Source organism: Pseudomonas sp. TE50-2 (genome assembly GCF_040813665.1).
GTDB lineage: Bacteria > Pseudomonadota > Gammaproteobacteria > Pseudomonadales > Pseudomonadaceae > Aquipseudomonas > Aquipseudomonas soli.
The window spans coordinates 1,901,400-1,927,760 of sequence record NZ_JBFNXN010000001.1 but is presented as its reverse complement, the minus strand read 5'-3'; the positions used below and the strand labels follow the sequence as shown (position 1 = coordinate 1,927,760).

The 26,361-nt window shown below is 64.3% G+C and carries 28 protein-coding genes; 17 read left to right on the top strand and 11 right to left on the bottom strand.

Going from position 1 to position 26,361, the window contains the following annotated elements:
• Together AAHK21_RS08810 and AAHK21_RS08805 are read right to left on the bottom strand one after the other, a co-directional pair.
• Window positions 1-2,028, bottom strand: coding sequence for an ATP-binding protein (locus AAHK21_RS08810; protein ID WP_046856996.1), 2,028 nt, complete (start codon window positions 2,026-2,028; stop codon window positions 1-3).
• A gap of 37 nt (window positions 2,029-2,065) precedes the next feature.
• Window positions 2,066-2,983: a putative 2-dehydropantoate 2-reductase gene (locus AAHK21_RS08805; RefSeq protein ID WP_367857022.1), complete on the bottom strand. Its 918-nt coding sequence runs from the start codon at window positions 2,981-2,983 to the stop codon at window positions 2,066-2,068.
• Between the two features lie 100 nt (window positions 2,984-3,083).
• On the opposite strand from AAHK21_RS08805, the gene AAHK21_RS08800 reads away from it, so the two are divergent.
• The 3 genes from AAHK21_RS08800 (at window position 3,084) to AAHK21_RS08790 (ending at window position 5,941) form a co-directional block, all read left to right on the top strand.
• Window positions 3,084-3,569, top strand: coding sequence for a YajQ family cyclic di-GMP-binding protein (locus tag AAHK21_RS08800; RefSeq protein ID WP_011535522.1), 486 nt, complete (start codon window positions 3,084-3,086; stop codon window positions 3,567-3,569).
• 113 nt (window positions 3,570-3,682) lie between these two features.
• On the top strand, window positions 3,683-4,522 hold the full coding sequence (locus AAHK21_RS08795) for a mechanosensitive ion channel family protein (protein ID WP_110700437.1): 840 nt from the start codon (window positions 3,683-3,685) through the stop codon (window positions 4,520-4,522).
• A 174-nt stretch (window positions 4,523-4,696) separates the two neighbouring features.
• Window positions 4,697-5,941, top strand: a complete 1,245-nt coding sequence (locus tag AAHK21_RS08790) for an MFS transporter (RefSeq protein WP_367857021.1) — start codon at window positions 4,697-4,699, stop codon at window positions 5,939-5,941.
• Between the two features lie 70 nt (window positions 5,942-6,011).
• On the opposite strand, the gene AAHK21_RS08785 is transcribed toward AAHK21_RS08790, so the two are convergent.
• Together AAHK21_RS08785 and AAHK21_RS08780 are read right to left on the bottom strand one after the other, a co-directional pair.
• Window positions 6,012-7,559 (bottom strand): AmpG family muropeptide MFS transporter, encoded by a 1,548-nt coding sequence (locus AAHK21_RS08785; RefSeq protein WP_367857020.1) that lies wholly within the window; start codon window positions 7,557-7,559, stop codon window positions 6,012-6,014.
• Between the two features lie 44 nt (window positions 7,560-7,603).
• Window positions 7,604-7,957, bottom strand: a complete 354-nt coding sequence (locus tag AAHK21_RS08780; protein ID WP_367857019.1) for an MGMT family protein — start codon at window positions 7,955-7,957, stop codon at window positions 7,604-7,606.
• A 152-nt stretch (window positions 7,958-8,109) separates the two neighbouring features.
• On the opposite strand from AAHK21_RS08780, the gene AAHK21_RS08775 reads away from it, so the two are divergent.
• The 5 genes from AAHK21_RS08775 (at window position 8,110) to groL (ending at window position 12,816) form a co-directional block, all read left to right on the top strand.
• The gene (locus tag AAHK21_RS08775) at window positions 8,110-9,117 is read left to right on the top strand and encodes a DUF481 domain-containing protein (RefSeq protein ID WP_046856992.1); all 1,008 of its coding nucleotides are present in this window, start codon (window positions 8,110-8,112) and stop codon (window positions 9,115-9,117) included.
• A gap of 162 nt (window positions 9,118-9,279) precedes the next feature.
• Window positions 9,280-10,011 (top strand): HugZ family protein, encoded by a 732-nt coding sequence (locus tag AAHK21_RS08770; RefSeq protein ID WP_046856991.1) that lies wholly within the window; start codon window positions 9,280-9,282, stop codon window positions 10,009-10,011.
• A 66-nt stretch (window positions 10,012-10,077) separates the two neighbouring features.
• The gene (locus tag AAHK21_RS08765; protein ID WP_367857018.1) at window positions 10,078-10,539 is read left to right on the top strand and encodes an FxsA family protein; all 462 of its coding nucleotides are present in this window, start codon (window positions 10,078-10,080) and stop codon (window positions 10,537-10,539) included.
• A gap of 294 nt (window positions 10,540-10,833) precedes the next feature.
• Window positions 10,834-11,127, top strand: a complete 294-nt coding sequence (locus AAHK21_RS08760; protein WP_003260750.1) for a co-chaperone GroES — start codon at window positions 10,834-10,836, stop codon at window positions 11,125-11,127.
• A 48-nt stretch (window positions 11,128-11,175) separates the two neighbouring features.
• Window positions 11,176-12,816 carry a chaperonin GroEL gene (gene groL / locus AAHK21_RS08755; protein ID WP_367857017.1) on the top strand — a complete coding sequence of 547 codons (1,641 nt, stop codon included), beginning with the start codon at window positions 11,176-11,178 and terminating at the stop codon, window positions 12,814-12,816.
• A gap of 81 nt (window positions 12,817-12,897) precedes the next feature.
• On the opposite strand, the gene AAHK21_RS08750 is transcribed toward groL, so the two are convergent.
• Window positions 12,898-13,626 (bottom strand): phosphatase PAP2 family protein, encoded by a 729-nt coding sequence (locus AAHK21_RS08750; protein WP_046856988.1) that lies wholly within the window; start codon window positions 13,624-13,626, stop codon window positions 12,898-12,900.
• A gap of 180 nt (window positions 13,627-13,806) precedes the next feature.
• Here AAHK21_RS08750 and colR point away from each other — a divergent pair, with 180 nt between their 5' ends.
• The 5 genes from colR to AAHK21_RS08725 all read left to right on the top strand — a co-directional run bounded on the left by colR (window position 13,807) and on the right by AAHK21_RS08725 (window position 17,531).
• The gene (colR, locus tag AAHK21_RS08745; protein ID WP_367857016.1) at window positions 13,807-14,490 is read left to right on the top strand and encodes a two-component system response regulator ColR; all 684 of its coding nucleotides are present in this window, start codon (window positions 13,807-13,809) and stop codon (window positions 14,488-14,490) included.
• Window positions 14,480-15,808, top strand: a complete 1,329-nt coding sequence (locus AAHK21_RS08740; protein ID WP_367857015.1) for a sensor histidine kinase — start codon at window positions 14,480-14,482, stop codon at window positions 15,806-15,808. The genes colR and AAHK21_RS08740 overlap by 11 nt, the downstream gene beginning before the upstream one ends.
• Before the next feature lie 107 nt (window positions 15,809-15,915).
• Window positions 15,916-16,596, top strand: coding sequence for a class I SAM-dependent methyltransferase (locus AAHK21_RS08735; protein WP_046856985.1), 681 nt, complete (start codon window positions 15,916-15,918; stop codon window positions 16,594-16,596).
• Between the two features lie 6 nt (window positions 16,597-16,602).
• Window positions 16,603-17,304, top strand: coding sequence for a lipopolysaccharide kinase InaA family protein (locus tag AAHK21_RS08730; protein ID WP_046856984.1), 702 nt, complete (start codon window positions 16,603-16,605; stop codon window positions 17,302-17,304).
• Window positions 17,301-17,531, top strand: a complete 231-nt coding sequence (locus tag AAHK21_RS08725; protein WP_367857014.1) for a hypothetical protein — start codon at window positions 17,301-17,303, stop codon at window positions 17,529-17,531. The genes AAHK21_RS08730 and AAHK21_RS08725 overlap by 4 nt, the downstream gene beginning before the upstream one ends.
• Before the next feature lie 57 nt (window positions 17,532-17,588).
• On the opposite strand, the gene AAHK21_RS08720 is transcribed toward AAHK21_RS08725, so the two are convergent.
• The 6 genes from AAHK21_RS08720 to gatC all read right to left on the bottom strand — a co-directional run bounded on the left by AAHK21_RS08720 (window position 17,589) and on the right by gatC (window position 22,766).
• Window positions 17,589-17,975 carry a carboxymuconolactone decarboxylase family protein gene (locus AAHK21_RS08720; protein WP_046856983.1) on the bottom strand — a complete coding sequence of 129 codons (387 nt, stop codon included), beginning with the start codon at window positions 17,973-17,975 and terminating at the stop codon, window positions 17,589-17,591.
• Between the two features lie 10 nt (window positions 17,976-17,985).
• A complete protein-coding gene (locus tag AAHK21_RS08715) occupies window positions 17,986-19,029 on the bottom strand; it encodes a calcium/sodium antiporter (RefSeq protein ID WP_082120478.1) in 1,044 nt (347 codons plus the stop codon).
• 61 nt (window positions 19,030-19,090) lie between these two features.
• Entirely contained in the window at window positions 19,091-19,465 is a 375-nt protein-coding gene (locus AAHK21_RS08710; protein WP_110993455.1) for a septal ring lytic transglycosylase RlpA family protein, read from the bottom strand.
• 89 nt (window positions 19,466-19,554) lie between these two features.
• Window positions 19,555-21,000 (bottom strand): Asp-tRNA(Asn)/Glu-tRNA(Gln) amidotransferase subunit GatB, encoded by a 1,446-nt coding sequence (gatB, locus tag AAHK21_RS08705; protein WP_023631154.1) that lies wholly within the window; start codon window positions 20,998-21,000, stop codon window positions 19,555-19,557.
• Between the two features lie 11 nt (window positions 21,001-21,011).
• Window positions 21,012-22,463 carry an Asp-tRNA(Asn)/Glu-tRNA(Gln) amidotransferase subunit GatA gene (gene gatA / locus AAHK21_RS08700; protein WP_367857013.1) on the bottom strand — a complete coding sequence of 484 codons (1,452 nt, stop codon included), beginning with the start codon at window positions 22,461-22,463 and terminating at the stop codon, window positions 21,012-21,014.
• Between the two features lie 15 nt (window positions 22,464-22,478).
• On the bottom strand, window positions 22,479-22,766 hold the full coding sequence (gatC, locus tag AAHK21_RS08695; protein WP_023631156.1) for an Asp-tRNA(Asn)/Glu-tRNA(Gln) amidotransferase subunit GatC: 288 nt from the start codon (window positions 22,764-22,766) through the stop codon (window positions 22,479-22,481).
• 203 nt (window positions 22,767-22,969) lie between these two features.
• Between gatC and mreB the strand changes: the two genes are divergently transcribed.
• The 4 genes from mreB to AAHK21_RS08675 all read left to right on the top strand — a co-directional run bounded on the left by mreB (window position 22,970) and on the right by AAHK21_RS08675 (window position 26,326).
• Window positions 22,970-24,007, top strand: a complete 1,038-nt coding sequence (gene mreB, locus AAHK21_RS08690) for a rod shape-determining protein MreB (protein ID WP_003255163.1) — start codon at window positions 22,970-22,972, stop codon at window positions 24,005-24,007.
• A 164-nt stretch (window positions 24,008-24,171) separates the two neighbouring features.
• Entirely contained in the window at window positions 24,172-25,209 is a 1,038-nt protein-coding gene (gene mreC, locus AAHK21_RS08685) for a rod shape-determining protein MreC (protein ID WP_367858972.1), read from the top strand.
• On the top strand, window positions 25,209-25,697 hold the full coding sequence (gene mreD / locus AAHK21_RS08680; protein ID WP_046856980.1) for a rod shape-determining protein MreD: 489 nt from the start codon (window positions 25,209-25,211) through the stop codon (window positions 25,695-25,697). The genes mreC and mreD overlap by 1 nt, the downstream gene beginning before the upstream one ends.
• 29 nt (window positions 25,698-25,726) lie before the next feature.
• Window positions 25,727-26,326, top strand: a complete 600-nt coding sequence (locus tag AAHK21_RS08675; protein ID WP_367857012.1) for a nucleoside triphosphate pyrophosphatase — start codon at window positions 25,727-25,729, stop codon at window positions 26,324-26,326.
• Window positions 26,327-26,361: the final 35 nt, after the last annotated feature.

The window sequence follows — 26,361 nt, the reverse complement described above, 5'->3', positions numbered from 1 at the left end:
TCATGTCTCCGTGTTCAGGGGGGCCGGTTGGGCCTGGTTCAGGGGCAGGCGCAGGGTGAAGCAGGTGCCCTGGCCCGGGGTGGACTGTACCTCCATCTGCCCCTTGTGGTTGTTGGTGATGATGAAGTACGACACCGACAGGCCCAGGCCGGTGCCCTGGCCGATCTCCTTGGTGGTGAAGAACGGCTCGAAGGTGCGCTTGCGCACCGTCTCGGGCATGCCGACGCCGTTGTCCTCGACCTGGATTTCCGCCCAGGGCGGGTTGAGCCGGGTGCGCAAGGTGATACGCCCGGGCTCGCTGGGTTGCGGGCGCTGGTGGATGGCCTGGGCGGCGTTCTTCAGCAGGTTCAGCAGCACCTGCTCCAGTTCGTTGGCGGTGCAGGGCACCGGCCCCAGCTGTGGGTCGAACTGACGGACGATGGCCTGGCCCTTGAAGTCGAAGCCGATGGCCAGGTCGAAGTCGTTGCCGGCGATCTCCACCGCCTGGTCGATCAACGCCGGCAGGTCGCAAGGGGCGAGCTGACGGTTGCTGCGGCGGCTGAAGCTGAGCATGTGGGTGACGATCTTGGCGGCCCGTGCGCCGGCTTGCTGGATGCCGTCGAGCAACTGTGGCACCTCGCGGCTGTCGAGGTAGCGATTGACGGCCGGCAGGTCGATGCCCAGCTCGCTGGCCTGCTCCTGGTTGCGCGGCAGGTCCGGCGACAGGCGGCGGCGGATGTTCTGCACGTTGTGCAGGATCGCGCCCAGCGGGTTGTTGATCTCGTGGGCCATGCCGGCGGCCAGGCCGCCAACCGAGAGCATCTTCTCGGATTGCACCATCATTTCTTCCAGTGACAGGCGCTGGGTGATGTCGTCGATACGGATCACCACCCCGCGTCCGCCACCGCCCATCAGCGGGTAGAAGGTCAGCGCGTAGTGGCGCAGGTCTTCGCCCTTGGGCCAGGTGACGCGCTCGATCTTGGCGACCCGGTGCTTCTCCACGCTTTCCTTGAGCTGCGGCAGGAACGGCTTGAGCGGCTCGAAGGCAAGGAAGATCGGCTGGTTCAGCGCTTCGTCCAGCGGGGTCCCGGAGAGCACCGTGGCCTCGTGGTTCCACTGGGTGACGTAGAGTTGTTCGTCGAGGGCGATCAGCGCCGAGGGCATCGAGTCGATGATGCTGTTGAGGTAGTTCTGGAAACCGGTGAGCTTTTTCTCGATCTTGCTGCGCACCTGAACTTCCAGTTCCAGCTTGCGGTTGGTATGGCGGGTTTCCTCGGCCAGGCCCTGGGCCTGGTCGTAGGCATCCTGGAACTCGTCACGGGTGCGCTTGAGCTGCTGTTCGCGGGCTTCGATGCGCGACAGCATGGTATTGAACGCCTCGGCCAGGCCGCCGATTTCGTCGTCGTTGCCGCGCTGGGCGCGCAGTGCATAGCTTTCCTCGCGAGTGACCTGGCGGGTCAGCTCTTCGAGGCGATTGATCGGCAGGGTGATCAGGCGCTTGATCTGCCGGGCGATGAGCAGCCACAGCAGCACACTGAACACCAGGATCGCCAGGCTGGCGGAGAGGGTGCCGGTGTAGAACGCCGTGGGCAGTTCACTGCTGGCCACCAGCAGCAGGTGTGCGGGGGGCGCGGCGTTGCGTGGCAGGCGGATCAGCTGGGTACTGCGAAACTCCATCAGGCGCCAGCCATCGATGTTGCGGTAGCGCTTGGGCAGGCTCAGCGGCTCGCCATGTTGCAGTTGCGCCAGCAGGCGCCCGTCGCCGCCGTAGATGGCCGCGGCGCGCAATGGCGAGTAGCTGTCGAGTTCCTTCAGTAGCGCCGTGGCGGCTTCCGGCGAGTCGCCGGCCCGCGAGGACAGCTGCGGGTTGGACACCAGCTTGCCGATGGTCTGCAGGGCCTGGGGCGCCATGCTCTCCTGGGTGATCCAGTAAGCGGCGCTGATGAAGGCGAGGTTGGCCACCAGCAGGATGGTCACCAGCAGCACCAGCAAGGCCGCCAGCAGCTTCTGCCCGACCGGGAGGTTTTCCAGGCGTTGACGCAGGGTCATGGGTCTGAGGGTGTCCGTTTCCGATGAATGGGCAGGATCAGTCGCTGCGCAGGCCACGCGCCTGCAGGTTATCGACCAGGCGTCGGTGCAGGTGTTCCAGTTGCGGCACTGCCAGGCCGTGTCTGCCGGCGGCACGACAGGCGTGGCCGAGCAGGTAGTGGACCTCGGTGCGCCGGCCATGGCGGACATCCTGGTACATGGAAGAGTAGTTGGCCGCGGTGGCCAGGATCACCCGCTGTACTTCCTCATGCAGGTCGCTGGCCGCTTCGGGCTGGCCGCAACGGTGCAGCAGGTTGACCAGTTCGTCGCACAGCGGGTCGACTTCGGTCAGGTGCCCGAGCAGGCCGCCATTCTGGCAGTCGTGCAGTACCGTCAGCGGGTTGATCGCACAGTTGAGCGCCAGTTTGCGCCACAGGCGAGCAGGGATGTCGAGCGCCCACTGGGCCGGTATGCCTGCGTCGTGCAGGTCGTCGAACCAGGATGGCATGCCGGGGCTGGCTGGATCACCCAGCCAGTTGAAGCCGTGGCCGGCAAAGCGAACCTGCCAGTCCGCTTCGCGGAACGCGCCCTCGGTGCTGGAGGCGAAGATGCAGCGGGCGTGGGGCACCTGCTCGGCAACCTCGTCCTGGCTGCCCAGGCCGTTCTGCAGCAGTATCAGCTCGGCGCCATGGGCCAACCTGGGGGCCAGGCGCGCCACGGCAGGCGCGGCGTCGTAGGCCTTGCAGGCGACCAGCAGGCGATGGATCGGGCCGGGCGCGTCGAAGCTCTCCGCGGGGATCGCATAGTCGTGCTGGGCATCCTGCTCCACCAGGGTCAGCCCGCCCTTGCGTTCATAGGCGGCCAGGCGCTGCTGGTCGCGCAGGATCAGGCGGACTGCCTTGCCAGCGCGGGCCAGGCGGCAGGCCCAGAGGCTGCCGAGGCTGCCGGCGCCGAGAATATGCCAGGTGCTGCTCATCTGCGTTTCGCAACCCGTTATAATGAGTCCGCATTTTAACCATCAAACCCGACGCGCTCCATCTTCAGGCCGAGCGCGCTTTTTTTTCTGGAGATCAACCATGCCTTCGTTCGACGTGGTATCGGAACTGGACAAGCACGAAGTGCAGAACGCTGTCGACAACGCCATCAAGGACCTCGACCGTCGCTACGACCTGAAGGGCAAGGGCACCTTCGAGTTCAAGGACAAGGAGCAGACCGTGCTGCTGACCGCCGAGGAGGAGTTCCAGCTCGAGGCCATGCTGGAAATCCTGCGCCTGGCGCTGGTCAAGCGCAAGATCGACGTCAAATGCCTGGAAACCAAGGATCCCTACGCTTCGGGCAAGGAGAAGAAGCAGGAAGCCAAGTTCCGCGAAGGCATCGACAAGGACCTGGCCAAGAAGATCGTCGCCACCATCAAGGACGGCAAGCTCAAGGTCCAGGCGGCCATCCAGGGCGAGCAGGTTCGCGTCACCGGCAAGAAGCGCGATGACCTGCAGGAGGCCATTGCCTTGCTGCGCACCAAGGAATTCGACATGCCGCTGCAGTTCAACAACTTCCGCGACTGATCACACGGCGGCCCGGAACCTTGATGGCGCATTGATGTCCATCGGGGTCCGGGCCGCTGGCTTTGCGCTGCCCGCTTCACTGTGTACTTGCCGTTCGGCATCAGGAGATAAACATGGATTTGAACGCTGAAGTCGATCAGCTGGTTCGCCAATCGCAGACCTGGGTTCCCTTGATCATGGAGTACGGCAGCCGCCTGTTGCTGGCGCTGCTGACACTGGCCATCGGCTGGTGGATCATCAACAAGCTCAGTGCCCGTCTTGGCAAGCTGGTGGGCCTGCGTGCCGACGCCGCGCTGCAGGGCTTCATCAGCACCCTGGCCAACATCGTGCTGAAGGTGCTGCTGATGGTCAGCGTGGCGTCGATGATCGGTATCGAGACCACCTCGTTCGTCGCCGCCATCGGTGCCGCCGGCCTGGCCATCGGCCTGGCCTTGCAAGGCAGCCTGGCGAACTTCGCCGGCGGTGTGCTGATCCTGATGTTCCGCCCGTTCCGTATCGGTGACTGGATCGAGGCCCAAGGTGTCAGTGGCACCGTGGACAGCATCCAGATCTTCCACACCGTGCTGCGCACCGGCGACAACAAGACCGTGATCATGCCTAACGGCAGCCTGTCCAACGGCATCATCACCAACACCAACCGCCAGCCGACCCGCAAGGTGGTGTTCGATGTGGGCGTGGACTACGACGCCGACCTGCAGAAGGCGCGCAATGTGCTGCTGGAGCTGGCCCAGGATCCGCGTGTACTGCAGGACCCGGCGCCGCAGGCGGTGATTTCGACCCTGGGTGACAGCTCGATCACCGTGTCGCTGCGCATCTGGACCAAGACCGCTGACTACTGGGACGTGATGTTCATGCTCAACGAGCATGCCCGCGACCGGCTCAAGGCCGAAGGGATCGACATTCCGTTTCCGCAGCGAGTGATTCGCGTGGTGCAGGAAGCGGCGGTACAGTAACACTGCGTCAAAACTCCCATCGCGGGGCAAGCCCGCTCTCACAAGGCCGCCAGCGCGCTTGTGGGAGCGGGCTTGCCCCGCGCTGCTTTGCAGCGCCTTACACTTGTTCACAGCCGCAGCAGATGATTTCTGGCATACAGCCTGACCCCCATCTGTTCCCACCCGATACCGATCATGAAACCATTGCTGTACATCACTCCCCTGCGCGCCTTGCTGTTCGGCCTGACTCTGGCGCTGTTCGAACTGTTGACCTATCTGGCCAGCGACGCGGTCATGCCCGCCATGCCGGTCGTGGTCGGCGATCTCCAGGCCAGCCCCGAATACATTCCCCATGCCCTCAACCTCTACCTGCTGGGTGGCGTGCTGTTGCAATGGCTGATCGGCCCGTTGGCCGACCGCTATGGGCGGCGCCCGCTGTTGCTGGGGGGCTGTGTGTTCTTCGGGCTGGCGTGCCTGGCGACCTTCTGGGCCCAGGATATCGGTGTGTTCAACCTGCTGCGGCTGTTGCAGGGCATCGGCCTGGGTTTCGTGGTCACGGTCAGCTACCCGGCGCTCAACGAGGCATTCAGCGAAGCTGATGCGGTGCGCATGATGGCGCTGCTGGCCAACATCGCGCTGCTGTCGCCGTTGCTTGGACCACTGGTGGGCACCCTGATGCTGCAGTGGCTGGACTGGCGCTGGCTGTTCGTGGCCTTCGCCGTGGGCGCGGTGCTGTGCTGGTTGCTGCTCTACCGGCTGATGCCGGAAACCCTGGGCGTGGAGCGTCGCGACGGTTCGCGCCTGCCGTTCACGCCCATTCACCTGCTGCCATTGCTGGCGGGCTACGGGCAGTTGCTGGGCAACCGTCGTTTCGTGGCCGGTAGCGCGGCGCTGGGGCTGGTGGGGTTGCCTCTTATCGGCTGGATCGGCCTGTCACCTGTGCTGCTGATCCATGATGAAGGCCTGAGCACGATGGAATACGCGTTGTGGCAATTGCCGGTGTTCGGCGGGCTGATCCTGGGCAACCTGATCATCAACCGCATCGCCGATCGCTACCCGCTGCCGGCCTTGGTGCGTGGCGCCCTGTGGCCTTACCTGGCGGGCTTGTCGCTGATGGCCGTGGCCACCTGGCTCTGGCCGACGGTGACCAGTGTGGTGGCCGGCATGTCGCTGTACGCGCTGGGCCTCGGCGTGGCCAACGCGGTGCTGTACCGCATGACGCTGTTCTCCAGCGAGCAGAGCAAGGGCCTGGTGTCGGCGATGCTGGGGATGATCACCATCGCCTTGCTGGGCCTGGGCGGTGCGGTGTTGGCGATGCTGGGTGCCGGGGCCAGCCTGATGCATTTTGCCCTGGCCGCGGGCGTGGCGGGTGCGTTGGCGCTGTGGCCGTTATGGTTCGTGGTGGGCGGGCGCTCCGGGGAAGGCGCTGTGACGCAGTAGAAACATCGCGGGGCAAGTCGGAGCGGCGATGCGCCGATCCGACTTGCCCCGCGATAAGGCCGATGACGGCCTAGTGTTGTTCAGCCGCCGGGCTCTCCACCGGCGCCGGCTTTCCCCGACCGACTTCCTGGCGCCAGTGCAGCGCGATCAGTACCAGCGTCGGCACGCCCAGCAGTGCGGTGATCAGGAAGAAGTCGTGATAACCGAACTTCTCCACCATGACCCCGGAATAGCCGCCGATCAGGCGTGGCAGCAACAGCATGATCGAGCTGAGCAGGGCGTACTGGGTGGCCGAGAACTTCAGGTTGGTCAGACTCGACAGGTAGGCGACGAAGGCCGAGGTGGCGAGCCCCGAACTGAAGTTGTCCAGCGAGATGGTGACCACCAGCATTTCCAGGTTCGGGCCCATGTCGGCCAGCATCAGGAACAGGATGTTGGTGGCTGCCGAGGCCGCGCCGCCGATGAACAGGATCGGCAGGATGCCGAAGCGCACGATCAGCAGGCCGCCGGCGCCGGCGCCAACCAGGGTCATGATCAAACCGAAGATCTTGCTGACGCTGGCGATCTGGTCCTTGGTGAAGCCCATGTCGATGTAGAACACGTTGGCCATCACGCCCATCACCGTATCGGACATGCGGTAGGTGGCGATCAGCCCGAGCAACAGCAGGGCCTGCCAGCGATAGCGCACGATGAAGTCGTTGACCGGCGTGAGCACCGGCGCGAGGCCGCGACGACCGAGGGACGACAGGCACGCCCAGGTCAGCAGCACATAGAGGATCAGGCGCAGGAAGGCGCGGTCTTCGAGCAGCAGGTCGAGCATGGTCGCGTCGCCGAACGCCACGCTGCCCCAGTCGGTGTTGAACATCTGGGTGAAACTGGCCGGCACCGAGACCAGCAGGATGATCAGCACGAACACCGACGCCAGCTGGTGCATCAAGCCATAGCGCGCGGCCGACAGCTGGGTGCGCAGTGGTACCGGTGGCTCACGCATCACCAGGGTGGTGAACACCGCAGGCAGCATCAGCACGCCGAACAGTACGTAGGTGCCGGTCCAGGCTTCGTGCAGGTAGCTGAAACCGGTGGAGCCGAACCACTCGGCGAAGAACAGCGCACCGGCGGTGGCAAGCAGGGCGGCGACCCGGTAGCCGGCCATGTAGCTGGCAGCCAGGGCAGCCTGGCGCTGGTCATCGGCGATTTCCAGGCGGTAGGCGTCGACGGCGATGTCCTGGGTCGCCGAGGCGAAGGCCACCAGTACCGCCAGGGCGACCAGCCACGACAGGTGTTTCTGCGGGTCGCAGAAGCCCATGCCGACCAGCCCGAGCACCACCAGCAGTTGCGACAGCAGCAGCCACGAACGGCGCCGGCCCATGCCGCCGAGCAGCGGCAGGCGCCACTGGTCGAGCAGCGGCGACCAGACCCATTTGAACGCGTAGGCGAGGCCGATCAGGCTGGCATAGCCGATGGTCTCGCGAGCCACGCCGGCTTCGCGCAGCCACACCGACAGCGTCGAGAACACCAGCATGTACGGCAGGCCGGCGGCGAATCCGAGCAGCAAAAGCACCAGAGTTGACGGGCTGGCATAGGCAGCGAGCGCAGCGCGCCAGGTTTTACGGGGCATGGGCCAACATCTGCCTCAAGGTTTGCGAAAACAAAGCGCGCACTCTAACCGCTGTGCTCCATCGGACGCCAGCCATGGCGCGCCATATCCACACGATTATTGGCCACATTCACGCCTTCTGCGCGCAGCCGGGCGCGTTGTTCGTCGCCCGACGGCGTGCCCAGGGCCAGGCTCAGCCTGCCACCCGCGCCCAATACCCGGTGCCAGGGCAGGCGGGTGTCCTGGGGTAGCTGCGAAAGTGTGCGCCCGACCCACCGCGCCGCGCGGCCAAGGCCTGCAAGCTCGGCCAATTGGCCGTAGCTGACGACCTTTCCCGGTGGTACCTGGCCGAGGACGGAATACAGTGCCATTCGTCGGGCTTGTGCATTTTGCTCCGCGGGCGGATCGAGGGCGGACATCAGAGGATTCCTGTGCTGCAGATGAAACCGGACAGAAGGCTGCGGCAAATGCGAGTGGAACTCATCGGCATGGGCTGGGTCTGTCCTTGCTCAGGTTGTCGGTATCTGGATAATGCCCGGCTTTTTCGTCGAATCGAACCCATATTGCGCTTATGTCTTCTAGAACCCTGCTGTGCCTCATCGCTGCGTCCCTTTGCACGCCCGTGCTCGCCGACACCGTGTGGATGAAGAACGGTGACCGCCTGAGCGGCAAGATCAAGGTCTTCGACGGCGGCAAGCTGCTGCTGGAGACTCCCTATGGCGGTTCGATCGCCCTCGACTGGAAGCAGGTAAAGACGCTGGAAAGCGATCAGGAACTGCTGGTCAAGCAAGATGCCTACAGCGGCGAGAAGGCCAAGGCGCTGAAGGCCGCCGAACCTGGCAAGGTGACCCTGGCCAACGGCGACGCGCCGAAGACCGTCGAGCTGGCCAGCATCGAGCAGATCATGAAGCCGCGTCCGGTGCTCGAGGACTTCCTGTGGAAGGGCAACGTCGATGTGGCAATGGACTACAAGCGCGCCGAGAACAACACCGACGACTATGACGTCAGCTTCAAGACCACCGCCCGCCATGGCCGCTGGCGGCACAACGCCGAGGGCGAATACAACCGCGAGACCAAGGACGACGTCACCACCACCAACAACTGGAGCGCCGAGTACGCGCTGGACCGCTTCATCACCGAGAAGTGGTTCTGGCAGGGGCGCGTGGAATACAAGCGCGACCATATCGAGGATCTGGCCCGCCAGCGTACCGTCGGTACCGGCCCGGGCTATCAGTTCTGGGATGACGAGCTCGGCGCGTTCTCGCTGGGTTCGCTGATCAACCGCACCGACTTCGAATACCGCGACGGTGGCAAGGACAACTTCTATTCCGCCGCGGTGAAGTGGGACTACAACCGTTACCTGATCGGCAAGAAGGTCGAGTTCTTCACCAATGGCGAATTCGGCAAGCCGCTGGGCGGCGTGGCCGACTACTCGCTGGATGCCGAGATGGGCCTGCGCTACAAGGTGACCGAGTGGGCCTCGCTCAACCTCAAGGCGGAGAAGGACCTGATCAAGGGCACCCGCGACAGCGACCTGGACAAGACCCGCTATACCGCCGGGTTCGGCGTTACCTGGTAGATCGCAGGGGCGCTCCGCGCCCCATCGCCGGCAAGCCGGCTCCCACGGGGGCACTTCGACTCCTGTGGGAGCCGGCGATGGTCTGCGCAGCAGACCCAGTGGCAGTGGTGGGTGATAATGCTTATCTTGTCACCCATCCAGTCCGCCGCCAGGAGCCCTACAGTGAGTACCAACGCCCTTCGCCCCGCCCGGGAACTGCTGCTCAAAGAGTACCGCGGCGTCCTCTCCACCCATTCCAAATCGATGCCCGGGTTCCCCTTCGGTTCGGTGGTGCCGTACTGCCTCGACGCCGATGGCCATCCGCTGATCCTCATCAGCCGCATCGCCCAGCACACCCATAACCTGCAGAAGGATCCCAAGTGCTCGATGCTGGTTGGCGAGCGCGAGGCCGAGGATGTCCAGGCGGTGGGGCGGCTGACGGTAATGGCCGAGGCCCGCAAGCTTACCGACGAAGCGGCCATCGAAGCCGCAGCGAGCCGTTATTACCGGTACTTCCCCGAGTCGGCCAACTACCACAAGGCTCACGATTTCGACTTCTGGGTACTCGAGCCGGTACGCCACCGCTACATCGGCGGCTTCGGCGCGATCCACTGGCTCGACCAGGTCACGCTGGCCAACCCCTTTGCGGGCAAGGCCGAGACCAGCATGATCGAGCACATGAACAGCGACCATGCCAACGCCATCGCCCACTACGTCGAGCTGACCGGGCTGCCGCGCGGCGCGCCCGCCGAGCTGGTCGGCATCGACAGCGAAGGCATGCACCTGCGTATTGGCCAGGGGGTGTACTGGCTGGCTTTCCCGAGCATTTGCAATACGCCGACACAAGTCCGCGAAGCCTTGGTATTACTGGCTCGCGCTGACCAGTGGCCGGTTGTGGAAAGCGTCGAGGGTTGAAAACCGGCGTAGAGGCATCCATCTGATGGTCTTACAGGAAGATTCTCTTCCGTCGAGGAACCCTTGATGCGTGCTTTTCTATTGTTGTTTCTGCTTTTCCCCGTGCTGGAGCTGTTCGTCTTCGTCAAGGTCAGCGCGGCCATCGGTTTCTTTCCGGCGCTGCTGTTGATCATCGCCGGTTCTGCCCTGGGTGTGCTGGTGATGCGCGTGGCAGGCCTTGCCACCGCCCTGCGTGCCCGGGAGAGCCTGCAGCGCGGCGAACTGCCGGCCGAGGACATGTTCCAGGGCTTGATGCTCACCGTCGGTGGCGGCCTGTTGCTGCTGCCGGGCTTCATCAGTGACGTGCTGGGCCTGCTGTGCCTGCTGCCGTTCACCCGCCGCCTGGTGGCCGGCCGCCTGCGCCGCCGCGCCGAAGAGCAGGCCCTGCGTCAGCGGGCGTTCCAGGATGATCCGTTCCAGGCCCAGCCGCGTGACGCCGGGCACCGCCCGAACGTGATCGAGGGCGAGTACGAGCGTCGCGACAAGTAAGGCGTGTTCATGCGTGGGAGCGGGCTTGCCCCGCGATGGGGCCAGTCGCCCTGATCGCAGGGCAAGCCCGTTCCCACGATGACTCTCACACCTTATGAAAATTTTTCTGTAGCAAGCCTTGTAATCGAATATCCCGGCCTCATGTATGTGGTCACCGCAAGGTTTCTGGTGGCGACACCAGACATGACACAGGTGGTTCGCCCATTGCGGGCCACCCCCCGGCAACGCCGGATCGAATCAACCCGCCGGTGCTGACACCGGCCGATGAAAACCACAATTTGGGAGAGATCGACAATGAAGCTTCGTCCTCTGCATGACCGCGTCGTCATCCGTCGCAGCGAAGAAGAATCGAAAACCGCTGGCGGTATCGTCCTGCCGGGTTCGGCCGCTGAAAAACCAAACCGCGGTGAAGTCGTTGCCGTCGGTACCGGTCGTATCCTGGACAACGGCGAAGTACGTGCGCTGGCCGTGAAAGTGGGTGACAAAGTGGTTTTCGGCCCTTACTCGGGCAGCAACACCGTGAAAGTCGACGGCGAAGACCTGCTGGTCATGGCCGAGAACGAAATCCTGGCCGTTATCGAAGGCTGATTTCCCCGACTTCCCGTTATTCCAAAGAATTCCAAGGATTAAACGATCATGGCTGCTAAAGACGTAAAATTCGGCGATTCCGCCCGTAAGAAAATGCTGGTTGGTGTCAACGTTCTGGCTGACGCGGTAAAAGCGACCCTCGGCCCGAAAGGCCGCAACGTGGTCCTGGCCAAGAGCTTCGGCGCGCCGACCATCACCAAGGACGGCGTTTCCGTCGCCAAAGAAATCGAGCTGAAAGACGCTTTCGAGAACATGGGCGCCCAGTTGGTCAAGGAAGTCGCTTCCAAGGCCAACGACGCTGCCGGTGACGGCACCACCACCGCTACCGTTCTGGCCCAGGCCATCGTCAACGAAGGCCTGAAAGCCGTCGCTGCCGGCATGAACCCGATGGACCTCAAGCGCGGCATCGACAAGGCCACCGCCGCCGTCGTCGCCGAGCTGAAGAACCTGTCCAAGCCATGCGCCGACTCCAAGGCCATCGCCCAGGTAGGCACCATCTCCGCCAACTCCGACAACTCCATCGGTGAAATCATCGCCGAAGCTATGGAAAAAGTCGGCAAGGAAGGCGTGATCACCGTTGAAGAAGGCTCGGGCCTGGAAAACGAACTGTCCGTCGTCGAAGGTATGCAGTTCGACCGCGGCTACCTGTCGCCGTACTTCGTCAACAAGCCGGACACCATGGTTGCCGAGCTGGAAGGCGCCCTGCTGCTGCTGGTCGACAAGAAGATCTCCAACATCCGTGAGCTGCTGCCAGTTCTGGAAGCCGTTGCCAAGGCCGGCCGTCCGCTGCTGATCGTTGCCGAGGACGTCGAAGGCGAAGCCCTGGCTACCCTGGTGGTCAACAACATGCGCGGCATCGTCAAGGTCGCCGCAGTCAAGGCGCCAGGCTTCGGCGATCGCCGCAAGGCCATGCTGCAGGACATCGCTGTCCTGACCGGCGGCACCGTGATCTCCGAAGAGATCGGCCTGTCCCTGGAAACCGCCACCCTGGAGCACCTGGGTAACGCCAAGCGCGTCATCCTGTCCAAGGAAAACACCACCATCATCGACGGTGCTGGCGAAGAGTCCGACATCCAGGCTCGCGTCACCCAGATCCGCGCCCAGGTTGCCGACACCACTTCGGACTACGACCGTGAGAAGCTGCAAGAGCGCCTGGCCAAGCTGGCTGGCGGTGTTGCCGTGATCAAGGTCGGTGCAGGCACCGAAGTCGAGATGAAAGAGAAGAAAGCCCGCGTCGAAGACGCCCTGCACGCTACCCGTGCAGCCGTTGAAGAAGGCGTGGTGCCTGGCGGTGGTGTTGCCCTGGTTCGCGCCCTGAACGCGATCGTTGCCCTGAAAGGCGACAACGAAGACCAGAACGTCGGTATCGCCCTGCTGCGTCGCGCTGTCGAAGCGCCGCTGCGCCAGATCACTGCCAACGCCGGCGACGAGCCAAGCGTTGTTGCTGACAAGGTCAAGCAAGGTTCGGGTAACTTCGGTTACAACGCCGCTACCGGCGAGTACGGCGACATGATCGAGATGGGCATCCTGGACCCAGCCAAGGTCACCCGTTCGGCCCTGCAAGCCGCAGCTTCGATCGGTGGTCTGATGATCACCACCGAAGCCATGGTTGCCGACCTGCCGGAAGACAAGCCAGCTGCTGGCATGCCTGACATGGGCGGCATGGGTGGCATGGGCGGCATGATGTAAGCCAGCCTTACCCCCGGTACCAAGAAGAAGCCCCGGTTCGTGAGAACCGGGGCTTCTTCGTTTTCCTGTGCCTGCCAGGGATCAGGCTGCGCTGCGCTCGACGGCAGGTAGCTTGGCCGTCGCGTGGCGATACAGAATCAGGTAGTACGATCCCAGCCCGATCAGCCAGCAGAACACCGCCGTCCATATGTTGTGCGACAGGAAGTGCGCCCCCTGCATCATCCGCCCGATCGACAGCACCGAGCCGGCGACGAAGGCCACTGCCAGCGCGACCCGGGCCAGGCGTGGCTTGCGGTCACGCAGCATGAAGAACAGGCCGAACAGGCAGAACCCGGTCGCCGCATGCCCACCGGGCCAGCACAGGCCAGGCTTGTCGGTAGCCGGGCGGGCTTCGAGCAACTTGCTGTAGGTCTCCTTGCCGCCGAACTGCGTCAGGCTCCACGGGCATTGCACCTGGGTCACCTTCTTCAGCGGCGTGACGAAGGCCGTCGACAGCGCCAGCGCCAGTACCAGGCAACCCAACTCGCGGCGCCAGCCCAGCAGCCGGCTCCAGAAGAAGCTCAGGGCGAACCCGGCCACTGCCAGTAGACCGAACAGGATCACACCCTGCTTGACGCGGTCATGCAGGATATTTTCCAGCACATAGCTATGGCGGCCGATGAACCCGCCGGCGGCCGGGTCGTAGAACAGGTTGGCCAGGTCCATGTCCAGCGAGGTCCATTCCAGCAGGACCAGGGTCACGACAGTGATGAAGGGGATGCCCAGGTACAGCCACAAATTGATCGGGCGAGGGGGGACGCTAGCCTGCATGGTGACTCCAGAAGGTGTAAGAGACGAGGCATTGTCGTTGGGCCGCTATCCTGTGTTCGTGAATGATCGGTGAAAAAACTGTCAAGTCCGGTGATTTCGACCCAGGGCATGGCACCATGCGGGCAAATGGCCGTAAGCTGCGCCTGCCGCGCCCGGCGAAGCGCCGCACAGGAGATCTCGATGCGCATTCTTTTGGTTGAAGACAACCGCGATATTCTGGCCAACCTGGCCGACTACCTCGGCATGAAGGGCTACACCGTCGATTGTGCCCAGGATGGCCTGTCCGGCCTGCACCTGGCCGCGACCGAACACTACGACCTGATCGTGCTCGACATCATGTTGCCGGGCATCGACGGCTACACGCTGTGCAAGCGCCTGCGCGAGGATGCCCGCCGCGACACGCCGGTGATCATGCTTACCGCCCGCGACCAGCTGGACGACCGCCTGCAAGGCTTCCGCTCGGGGGCCGACGATTACCTGCTCAAGCCGTTCGCGCTGTCGGAGCTGGCCGCGCGTATCGAGGCGGTGCTGCGGCGTGCGCAAGGGGGCGGCCGGCGCTCGTTGCAGGTCGCCGACCTGAGCTACGACCTCGACACCCTGGAGGTGACCCGCCAGGGCCGCCTGCTCAAGCTCAACCCCGTCGGCCTCAAGCTGCTGGCCGTGCTGATGCAGAAGAGCCCCCACGTCCTGCGTCGCGAGGTGCTGGAAGAGGCGCTGTGGGGCGACGACTGCCCGGACAGCGACAGCCTGCGCAGCCATGTCCACCAGTTGCGCCAGGTCATCGACAAACCCTTCGACAGACCGCTGTTGCATACCGTCCATGGCGTCGGCTATCGCCTCGCCGAGGGCCGCGATGGAGTTTAAGCAGAGCCTTGCCCAGCGCATCATCATCGCCTTTGCGCTGATGAGCGCGCTGGTGGCCGGGGCCTTTGCCTTTGGCATTGTCGCCACGGTGCACCTGGTCGAAGAGCGGTTGATCTCTTCGGTACTCGGCGGCGACCTGCAGCGCCTGTTGCGCATGGACAGCGTCAGCGACTGGAGCCACCGGCCACGCCCCGACCAGTTGTTCTACTTCAGTGGCGGGCGAGACGATTTCGAGCTGCCCAAGGACCTGCGCCACCTGGACGCCGGCTTCCACGAAGTGTTTCGCGACCAGCTCTCGTACCACGCCATGGTCGAGATCGTCGACGGCCGACGTTATGTGCTGTTGCAGGACCAGAGCGATTTCGAGGAGCGCGAGCGGGTGTTGTTCGCCGTTGTCGTGGTCGGCTTCGTGCTCAGCCTGGCCCTTGCGGTGATTCTCGGCTGGTTGCTGGCGCGACGGGTGATGGCGCCGGTGATCCGCCTGGCGCGCCAGGTCCGTCACCGTGACCAGCTGTTGGGATTGGCACCGCCATTGGCACCGGATTATGCCGCGGATGAGGTCGGCCAGTTGGCCGTCGCCTTCGACGATACCTTGGGGCGCCTGCGTGATGCCTTGACCCGTGAGCGCTTGTTCACCAGCGATGTCAGCCACGAGCTGCGTACGCCGCTGATGGTCCTCGCCACCTCATGCGAGCTGCTGATGGAAAACCCCAACCTCGAGAGCCGCGCTCGCAGCCAGGTCGAACGTATCGCCCGGGCGACCGAGGAGATGCGTGAGTTGGTGAAAACCTTCCTGATGCTTGCCCGGGCCCAGCGCGATGAAGGTGCAATCGCTTCGCGGGCGCCCCTGCGCGAGGTGGGCGACGACTTGATCGGGGTATGGCGCGATACCATCGAGCAGAAAGGCCTGGCGCTTTACTACGATGGCCAGGTCAGTGCCAGCCCGGTGCTGTACAACGCCACCTTCCTGCAATCGGTGATGGGCAACCTGCTACGCAATGCCGCCCACTACACCGACAGTGGATACATCCGCCTCAGCCTGGAGGCCAATGGCTTCAGTGTGGAAGACAGTGGCGTGGGGATTCCCGAAGAACAGCGCGAGGCGATGTTCCGGCCATTCGTGCGCGGTGATGAGCGTCGCGGCGAGGGGTTGGGGTTGGGCCTGTCGCTGGTCCAGCGCATCTGCGACGACCAGGGCTGGCGCGTGACCCTGACGGCGACGCTGCCCCACGGCTGTCGTTTCCAGGTCGATCTGAGCCAGGGCAATCCGACGGCGCAGCACGGCGAAGGGCGTGGCGGGATATTGGATCCGGGTTAACTTCCGGTAACACCTGCGGAACTTTCCTACAGATTTTTCACATCGGCATGACCTGACGCTAACGCCCACCTGCCTAAGGTGGGCGCACTGGAGTCAGGAGATGCTCAATGCGTAGCCCCATCAAACTCGAATTCTCGGACAAGTACGATCGGGATCATGCCCGCCAGTACTTCCTCAAGCATCAGGATGGCCTGGCTCGACGCCTTTCCCACCAGCGCGACGAGCAACTGGCCCGGCGCGCCCTGGCGTTGGCTGGCGAGCCAGGGCTGGTGCTCGACCTGCCTTGTGGCGCCGGGCGTTTCTGGCCGCTGCTGGCGGAAAAGGCCAACCGGGTGATCATCGGTGCAGACAACTCCGCCGCGATGATCGAGACAGCCTGTGCGGCACAACCGCCAGAAGTCGTCGCACGGGTACGGCCCTTGCAGACTTCCGCCTTTGCCATTGACCTGCCGGACAACTCGGTGGACAGCATTTTCTGCATGCGCTTGTTCCATCACATTGGCGACCCTGCGCATCGCAAGACAATTCTCTCGGAATTCCAAAGGGTTAGCCGCGACAGCGTGATCCTGTCGCTGTGGGTGGATGGCAATTTCAAGGCCTGGCGCCGGCGCAAGCTCGAAGCGCGGCGCAGTGCCAAAGCCACGCAGGACAGCTACCAGAACCGATTTGTGTTACCTGCGGCTACAGTGGAAGAAGAGTTTTCCTCAGCAGGCTTCAGAATTCAGGAACGTCTCGACTTTCTGCCGTTCTATGCCATGTGGCGAGTGTACGTATTGCGCAAGGGGTAAAGAGTCATGGCGGTAGCCCAGCATCATTCCAGGCAGTTCGACTATTACTGGCAGCAGCAAGGGGAATGGGTCGAGGAACCCAACCAGCGGCGTGGCGGCGAAAGTGGCGTGCAGCGGCTGAGCGATGACCATGGCCATATGCTGTATGCCAAACGCCAGGTCGGGCATATCTACCGCAGCCTCCTGCATCCTTTCGGGCGCCCCACGGTGTTGCGCGAACTCGACGCATTGCACAGTTTCGAGCAGTTGGGCGTGCGGGTGCCGCGTATCGTCTATGCCGGTGCCGAGCGTGACGCCGATCACCAGTGGCGTGCGTTGCTGGTCAGCGAGGCACTCGATGGCTTTGTCGATCTCGATGCCTGGCATGCCTCGGGAGCTCGCGAGCATTATCCGCAGGCGGTGCACGAGCGCATGCTCAAGGATCTGGCCGACAACCTGGCGCGCATGCACCTGGGGCATTGGCAGCATGGTTGCCTGTACGGCAAGCATGTGTTCGTCAAGGTGCTTGGCGAGGGGGAGCAGGCGCGGGTGGAAGTCGCGTTGCTGGATCTGGAGAAATGTCGGCGACGGATCAGTTGCCAGCGAGCGGCGTACAACGACCTGCGTCAATTGCGCCGCCACTCGTCGTTCAACGAGGCGGAGTGGCAGACCTTGCTCTACTTTTACCAAATGGCGTTTGGCAGCGCTGTCAAAGGTTTAGAGCAATGAAACTAGAAATCGCTCGAGCTTTGTTCCTGGTTGCGGCGTTGGCGGTGACCACCGCTGCGGCGGCAGCCTGGGACCAGCCGCGGCCCATGGTGTTCAGCAAGGCCGGGGAGGGTGGGCAGTGCCCGTTGCCTCGTGTGGTGAAGGCTGACCAGGCGCAGGCTCAGCCGGATCATGATCTTTTACTGTTTCTGTTCGGGATGAGCCAGGGCCTGCGGCCGGTTGGTTGAGGCAGGTCGTCTTGACGGGCGCCAGGGGATCTCCATGAGCCTCTGGCGTTTTACCGTTTAATCCGCGGTACTCGCCTGATAGCTGTCGATCACTTCCTGCGCCGCGCGAAACGCATCGATCGCCGCCGGCACCCCGGCATACACCGCGCAATGCAGCAACGCCTCGCGAATCTCCTCGACCGTGCAGCCATTGTTCAACGCCCCACGCACGTGGCCCTTGAGTTCCTGCGGGCACTTGAGCGCGGTCAGCGTGGCCAGGGTGATCAGGCTGCGGGTCTTCAGCGGCAACCCGTCGCGAGCCCAGACGCTGCCCCATGCATGTTCGTTGACGAAGTCCTGCAGCGGTTGGGTGAACGCCGTTGCATTGCCCAGGGCTCGATCGACGAAGGCATCGCCCATTACCTGGCGACGAATGCTTTCACCGGTCTGTTTGTTGTCAGCCATGTTGTTTTCCTTAGTGTTGGCGGCGCCAGGCGCGCACTGTCGTGTACAGCAGCACGACCCCGAGCACTGGCATTACATAGAACAGCATCAGTTGTTCGAGGCGTCCGGCCAATGGCAGGCCGGTGGTGAAGGTCACCACGTGCAGTCCGTAGGCCAGGTAAAGACACAGGAACACCAGGCCTTCGGCGCGGGTGACCCGGTAGCCGGAATAGAACACTGGCAGGCACAGCGCGGCGACGCCGAGCATCACCGGCAGGTCGAAGTCCAGTGCATTGGGTGAAATCGACAAGGGGGCGGGGGTGGTCACTGCCGTCAGCCCCAGCACCGCCAGCAGGTTGAACAGGTTGCTGCCGATCACCGTACCCACGGCGATCTCCCGTTCGCCGCGCAGGGCCGCGATCAGCGCGGCGGCCAGTTCCGGCAGCGAAGTGCACACCGCGACCACGGTCAGGCCGATGATGCGTTCGGACAGGCCCAGGTCAGTCGCCACCTCGACGGCTGCCTCCAGTACCAGGTGACCCGCCAGGCTCAGCAGCCCCAGGCCCATGAGAATCTGCAGCAGCGCCCCGCTCCAGAAGCGCAGCGGGCTGGCGTGCTCGGTGCGTGGCGCCGGGTAGGTGCGGGCATAGTGGCGCGACTGATGCCAGAGCATGGCCAGGTAACCGGCCAGGCCGAGCAGCAGCAGGCCGCCTTCCAGCCGCCCCAGTTCGCCGTTGAGCGCAAGCAGGTAGACCAGGGCGCTGGCGAGGATCATCAGGGGGATATCCAGGCGCACCAGCTGGCGTGACACACGCAACGGAATGATCAGTGCGGCAAGGCCCAGGATCACCAGCACGTTGAAGATGTTGCTGCCCACGACGCTGCCCACCGCGACATCCGGCGCGCCCTGGTAGGCGGCTTGCAGGCTCACGGTCAGCTGTGGCGCGGTGCTGCCGAAGGCGACCAGGCTCAGGCCGATGATCAGCGGGCGCACGTGCAGGCGGCTGGCCAGGCGCAGGGCGGCGCGTACCAGCAGCTCGGCACCGAAGATCATCAGCAGCAGGCCCAGGCCCAGTTGCAGCAGGCTGAAGGCGGGGAGGGTGGCCAGGTCGAAAATGGCGAGGGCTCCAGTCAGGTCAATCGCTCAGACCTTGTACCCGGACTCGCGCGGTTCCGCTACGGAGCATGCCGATTTTTTCTGCGGCGGCGCGTGACAGGTCGATCAGCCGGCCGCGGGTGTGTGGGCCACGATCGTTGATGCGTACCACCACGCTGCGCTGGTTGGCCAGGTTGGTGACCAGCACACGGCTGCCAAAGGGCAGGCTGCGGTGGGCGGCGGTGAGGCCATGCTGGTTGAAGGGCTCGCCGCTGGCAGTGCGTTTGCCGTGGTGGCGGCTGCCGTAATAGGAGGCGGTGCCGGTTTCGTTGTAACCGCGGGGGTCGATGTCGTGGCTGGCGCAGCCGGCCAGGACGGAGAAGAGGGTGAGGGTGGTGAGGGATCGTTTTAGCAAGTCGGACACTCCGGTGTTGCCGCAGACGATCGCGGGGCAAGCCCGCTCCCACGACAGAGCGTGGGAGCGGGCTTGCCCCGCGATTGGGGTCACCCTTCGAGCTTGGCCTTGAGCAATTGGTTCACTTGCCCTGGGTTGGCCTTGCCTTTCGACGCCTTCATCGCCTGGCCGACGAAGAAGCCGAACATCTTGCCGCGCTTGGCTTCATCGGCGGCGCGGTACTGTTCGACCTGTTCGGCGTTGGCGGCGAGCATCTCGTCGAGCATCTTGTCGATCGCGCCGGTATCGGTGACCTGCTTGAGGCCGCGGCTTTCGATGATGCTGTCGGCATCGCCTTCGCCAGCGGCCATGGCCTCGAACACGGTCTTGGCGATCTTGCCGCTGATGGTGTTGTCGCGGATGCGCAGCAGCATGCCGCCGAGGTGTTCGGCACTGACCGGCGACTGGTCGATCTCGACGCCGAGCTTGTTCAGCAGGCTGCCCAGTTCCACCATCACCCAGTTGGCGGCCAGCTTGGCATCGCCGCCGATCTTCACCACCTGTTCGAAGTAGTCGGCCTGCTCGCGGCTGGAGGCCAACACGTTGGCGTCATAGGCCGACAGGCCGTACTGGCTCTGGAAGCGCTCGACCTTCTGTGGTGGCAGCTCCGGCAGGGCGGCGCGCACGCTGTCGAGGAAGCCTGGCTCGATGACCACCGGCAGCAGGTCCGGGTCGGGGAAGTAACGGTAGTCGTTGGCTTCCTCCTTGCTGCGCATGGAGCGGGTCTCGTCCTTGTTCGGGTCGTACAGGCGGGTTTCCTGCACCACCTTGCCGCCGTCCTCGATCAGGTCGATCTGGCGCTGGATCTCGCTGTTGATCGCACGCTCGATGAAACGGAACGAGTTGACGTTCTTGATCTCGCAGCGGGTGCCGAACTCGGTCTGGCCCTTCGGGCGGATCGACACGTTGCAGTCGCAGCGCAGCGAACCTTCGGCCATGTTGCCGTCGCAGATGCCCAGGTAGCGCACCAGGGCATGGATGGCCTTGACGTAGGCCACGGCTTCCTTGGCGCTGCGCATGTCCGGCTCGGAGACGATCTCCAGCAGCGGGGTGCCGGCGCGGTTCAGGTCGATGCCGGTGGCGCCGTTGAAGTCTTCATGCAGGCTCTTGCCGGCATCTTCTTCAAGGTGCGCGCGGGTCACGCCGATGCGCTTGATGGTGCCGTCTTCCAGGGCGATGTCCAGGTGGCCCTTGCCGACGATCGGCAGGTCCATCTGGCTGATCTGGTAGCCCTTGGGCAGGTCGGGGTAGAAGTAGTTCTTGCGCGCGAACACGTTGCGCGGCCCGATCTCGGCATCGATCGCCAGGCCGAACATGCACGCCATGCGCACGGCCTCCTGGTTGAGCACCGGCAGCACGCCGGGCATCCCCAGGTCGACCAGGCTGGCCTGGGTGTTCGGCTCGGAGCCGAAGGTGGTGGCGCTGCCGGAGAAGATCTTCGACTGGGTGGCGAGCTGGGTATGAATCTCCAGCCCGATCACAACTTCCCATTGCATGTGTGAACTCCTCAGAAGCCGTTGGGGGCGCGGGTGTGCCAGTCGGTGACTTGCTGGTAACGGTGCGCGATGTTGAGCAGGCGGCCTTCCTGGAAGTACGGGGCCAGCAGTTGCACGCCCACCGGCAGGCCGTCGACGAAGCCGGCCGGCATCGACAGGCCCGGCAGGCCGGCCAGGTTGGCGGTGATGGTGTAGACGTCTTCCAGGTAGGCGGCGACCGGATCGCTGCTCTTGGCGCCAAGTTTCCAGGCCGGGTTCGGCGTGGTCGGGCCGAGAATCACGTCGACGTCGGCGAACGCGGCCATGAAGTCGTTCTTGATCAGGCGGCGGATCTGTTGCGCCTTGACGTAGTAAGCGTCGTAGTAGCCGGCCGACAGGGCGTAGGTACCGACCATGATGCGCCGCTGCACTTCCGCGCCGAAGCCTTCGCCACGGGAACGCTTGTACAGGTCGGTCAGATCTTTCGGATCTTCACAGCGATGACCAAAGCGCACGCCGTCGAAGCGCGACAGGTTGGAGGACGCTTCCGCCGGGGCGATCACGTAGTACGCCGGGATGGCATGCTGCATGTTCGGCAGGCTGATTTCCTTGACCACCGCGCCGAGCTTTTCCAGCTCCTTGACGCTGGCCTGGACCAGGTCGGCGATGCGCGGGTCGAGGCCGGCGCCGAAGTATTCCTTCGGCAGGCCGATGCGCAGGCCTTGCAGCGAGGCGTTCAGGTTGGCGCTGAAGTCCGGTACTGGCTCGTCGACCGAGGTCGAGTCCTTGGCGTCGAAGCCGGCCATGCCTTGCAGCAGCAGGGCGCAGTCTTCGGCGGTACGGGCCAGCGGGCCGCCCTGGTCGAGGCTCGAGGCGTAGGCAATCATGCCCCAGCGCGATACGCGGCCATAGGTCGGCTTGAGGCCGGTCAGGTTGGTGAAGGCTGCCGGCTGGCGGATCGAGCCGCCGGTGTCGGTGCCGGTGGTGGCCGGCAGCAGGCGCGCGGCCACGGCGGCGGCCGAGCCGCCGGACGAACCGCCGGGCACGTGCTCGAGGTTCCACGGGTTCTTCACCGCGCCGTAGTGGCTGGACTCGTTGGCCGAGCCCATGGCGAATTCGTCCATGTTGGTCTTGCCCAGGGTGACCATGCCGGCTTCGGCCAGCTTGGCGACCACGGTGGCGTCGTACGGGGCGGTGAAGTTGTCGAGCATCTTCGAGCCGCAGCTGGTGCGCACGCCGTTGGTGCAGAACAGGTCCTTGTGGGCGATCGGCGCACCCAGCAGCGCGCCGGTCTCACCAGAGGCACGGCGCGCGTCGGCGGCGCGCGCCTGGTCCAGGGCCTGTGCTTCGGTGACGGTGATGAAGCTGTTGAGCTGCGGGTCGAGCTGCTTGATGCGCGACAGCAGGACGCCGGTCAGTTCTTCCGAGGAGAACGACTTGTCGGCGAGGCCGCGGGCGATTTCGGCCAGAGTGAGTTGATGCATGGCAGGCGCTATCCCTTAATCGATGACTTTCGGAACCAGGTACAGACCGTTCTCGGTCGACGGGGCGACGGCCTGGTAGCGGTCGCGCTGGTTGCTTTCGGTGACCTGGTCGGGGCGCAGGCGCTGGGTGGCTTCCAGCGGGTGGGCGAGGGGCTCGATGCCAGAGGTGTCGACGGCTTGCATCTGGTCGACCAGCCCGAGAATACTGTTCAAGGCATCGGTGATGCGTGGCAATTCGCCTTCATTCAGGCCCAGACGGGCCAGATGGGCGATCTTTTCCACGTCGGAGCGTTGAAGCGCCATGGGGATCTCCAGGGAAACGAAAAACGGAATGGGTCCGCAGATGAGGAACATGCCGGCATTCTGGCGGTCAAAGGGCCGCGAACATCGGCAGGCATGCTCGGAAAAACAACCAATTTAACATATTGGCTCCTTGCCCAAAATCCCTGCCATTGTTAGAGTTTGCCGCACTTTTTTACCCACGCTTTCCCCAGGGTCACTTTCCCATGTTCAAGAAACTGCGTGGCATGTTTTCCAGCGATCTGTCCATCGACCTGGGTACTGCCAACACCCTTATCTACGTGCGTGAGCGCGGTATCGTCCTGAATGAGCCCTCGGTTGTTGCCATCCGTACCCACGGCAACCAGAAAAGCGTCGTCGCAGTCGGTACCGAAGCCAAGCGCATGCTGGGCCGCACCCCCGGCAACATTGCTGCCATTCGTCCGATGAAGGACGGCGTGATCGCCGACTTCAGCGTTTGCGAAAAAATGCTGCAGTACTTCATCAACAAGGTGCATGAGAACAGCTTCCTGCAGCCCAGCCCACGCGTGCTGATCTGCGTGCCGTGCAAGTCGACCCAGGTCGAGCGCCGCGCCATCCGTGAATCGGCCCTCGGTGCCGGTGCCCGTGAAGTATTCCTGATCGAAGAGCCCATGGCCGCCGCCATCGGTGCCGGCCTGCCGGTCGAAGAGGCCCGCGGCTCGATGGTCGTCGATATCGGTGGCGGTACCACCGAAATCGCCCTGATCTCGCTCAACGGCGTGGTCTACGCCGAATCCGTGCGCGTCGGCGGCGACCGCTTCGACGAAGCCATTGTCACCTACGTGCGCCGCAACTACGGCAGCCTGATCGGCGAATCCACCGCCGAGCGCATCAAGCAGGAAATCGGTACCGCCTACCCGGGCGGCGAAGTGCGCGAAGTCGACGTCCGTGGCCGCAACCTGGCCGAGGGCGTGCCGCGTGCCTTCACCCTGAATTCCAACGAAGTGCTCGAGGCGCTGCAGGAATCGCTGGCAACCATCGTCCAGGCGGTCAAGAGCGCCCTGGAGCAGTCGCCGCCGGAGCTGGCCTCGGACATCGCCGAGCGCGGCCTGGTGCTGACCGGTGGTGGCGCGCTGCTGCGCGATCTGGACAAGCTGCTGGCCCAGGAAACCGGCCTGCCGGTGATCGTCGCCGAAGACCCGCTGACCTGCGTCGCCCGCGGCGGTGGCCGTGCCCTGGAGATGATGGACAAGCACGCCATGGACCTGCTCTCCAGCGAGTGATCGCTGATGCAGTAGTGTATGTCCAGGTTTACAGGTGGCACGCACAGTGCTACCTGTAAGCGCTGTGCTGGCGCCCGCCCGGGCGCCTTTTCCGTCAATCCGCAGCAGGCCGGTGCATTGCCCCATGTCCAATGACCTCCTGAGTCGTCCACGAGGAACGGCCCATTAAACCGCTTTTCTCCAAGGGCCCCTCGCTGGGCGTTCGCCTGCTCGTGCTGGTCGTGCTGTCGGTCGCGCTGATGGTGGTCGACTCGCGCTTCGACCTGCTCAAGCCGGTGCGCAGCCAGATGGGTCTGGTGCTGATGGAATCCTACTGGATCACCGACCTGCCGCAGCGCACGTGGCAGGGCGTGGCTGGCCAGTTCGGCAGCCGCACCGAACTGATCGCCGAGAACGAGAAGCTCAAGACCGAGGCCCTGCTGCTGCAGGGGCGCCTGCAGAAGCTGGCCGCCCTGACCGAGCAGAACGTGCGCCTGCGTGAGCTGCTCAACTCTTCGGCGCTGGTCAACGAGAAGGTCGAGGTCGCCGAGCTCATCGGTGTCGACCCCAATCCGTTCACCCACCGTATCCTGATCAACAAGGGCGAGCGCGATGGTGTGTTCCTCGGCCAGCCTGTGCTCGATGCCCGTGGCCTGATGGGCCAGGTGGTCGAGCTGATGCCGTACACCGCGCGGGTACTGCTGCTTACCGACACCACCCACAGCATTCCGGTGCAGGTCAATCGCAACGGCCTGCGCGCCATTGCCAGCGGCACTGGCAACCCGGAGCGCCTGGAGCTGCGCCACGTGGCCGACACCGCCGACATCAAGGAAGGCGACCTGTTGGTCAGTTCGGGCATGGGCCAGCGTTTCCCGGCGGGCTACCCGGTGGCCACGGTCAACGAAGTGATCCATGACTCCGGCCAGCCGTTCGCCATCGTCCGTGCCATCCCGACTGCCGCGCTCAACCGCAGCCGCTACATGCTGCTGGTGTTCAGCGACCGGCGCACGCCCGAGGAACGCGCCACCGAGGCGGCGATCGCCCAGGAAGAGGCCGACCGTCAAGGCGCTGGCCACGGCCATGCACCGGCCACGCCGGCTGCATCTGCGGCGGGTAGCGCGGTTCAGCCTGCGCCCGGCGCAGCCCCAGCGGCTGCGGCGCCTGCGCCAAGCCCGGCAGCGGTGCCCCCGGCGCCTGCGGCCGCCCAACCCCGGAGACAATAATGGCCAGCACCCGTAGCAGAAACGGCTGGGCCATCTGGCTGACCTTCGCCATCGGCCTGTTGCTCAGCGTCTCGCCCATGCCGCAGTTCATGGAAGTGTTCCGGCCCATGTGGCTGGCCCTGCTGCTGGCCTTCTGGACCCTTGCGGTGCCGGGCAAGGTCGGCATGACCACCGCGTTCCTGCTTGGCCTGGCCGAGGATGTGCTGTACGGCACGCTGCTTGGCCAGAACGCCCTGATCCTTACCCTGATCACCTTCCTGGTGCTTTCGTTGCAGCAGCGCCTGCGCATGTTCCCCATGTGGCAGCAGAGCCTGGTGATCCTGGTGATCTTCGGTATCGCCCAGCTGATCCAGCTGTGGCTCAGCGCGCTGACCGGCAATCGACTGCCGACCCTGGCCCTGGTCTGGTCGGCGGTGATCAGCGCCTTGCTCTGGCCGTGGGTCAGCTTTGCCCTGCGCGGCCTGCGCCGTCGCCTGCATATCCACTGACGCGCCGCCACTGACAGGGAGATGTCCACATGACTCAGCTGTACCTGGCCTCCGGCTCGCCACGCCGCCGTGAACTGCTGACCCAGATCGGGGTGCCGTTCACAGTCGTCAGCGCACCCATCGATGAAGCCCCGTTGCCGGGCGAAGCGCCGGCGGCCTACGTCGAGCGCCTGGCCCAGGCCAAGGCGGTTGCGGGCTTCGCCCACACCGATGGCGCAGGGGTGGTACTGGGCGCCGATACCACTGTGGTGCTCGATGGTCAGATCCTTGGCAAGCCAGAGAATCGCGAGCAGGCGTTGGCCATGCTCGGCGACCTGTCAAAGCGCGAACACCAGGTGCTTACCGCCGTGGCGCTGACCGATGGCCAGCGCAGTATCAGCCGCTGCGTCAGCACTACCGTGCGTTTTCGCACCATCTCCTTCGAGGAAGCGCTGCGCTACTGGGACAGCGGCGAACCTGTCGACAAGGCCGGTGGCTATGCCATCCAGGGCCTGGGCGCGGTGTTCGTCAGCGGCATCGAGGGCAGCTACTCGGCCGTGGTCGGGCTGCCCCTGAGTGAAACCGCCGAACTGCTCGAGCAATTCGGCGTGCCATGTTGGCAACTGCAAGAGGGTTCCGCACAGCGCTAGCCAGCCACGCCGCAGCAATCCATCATTACCCCAGA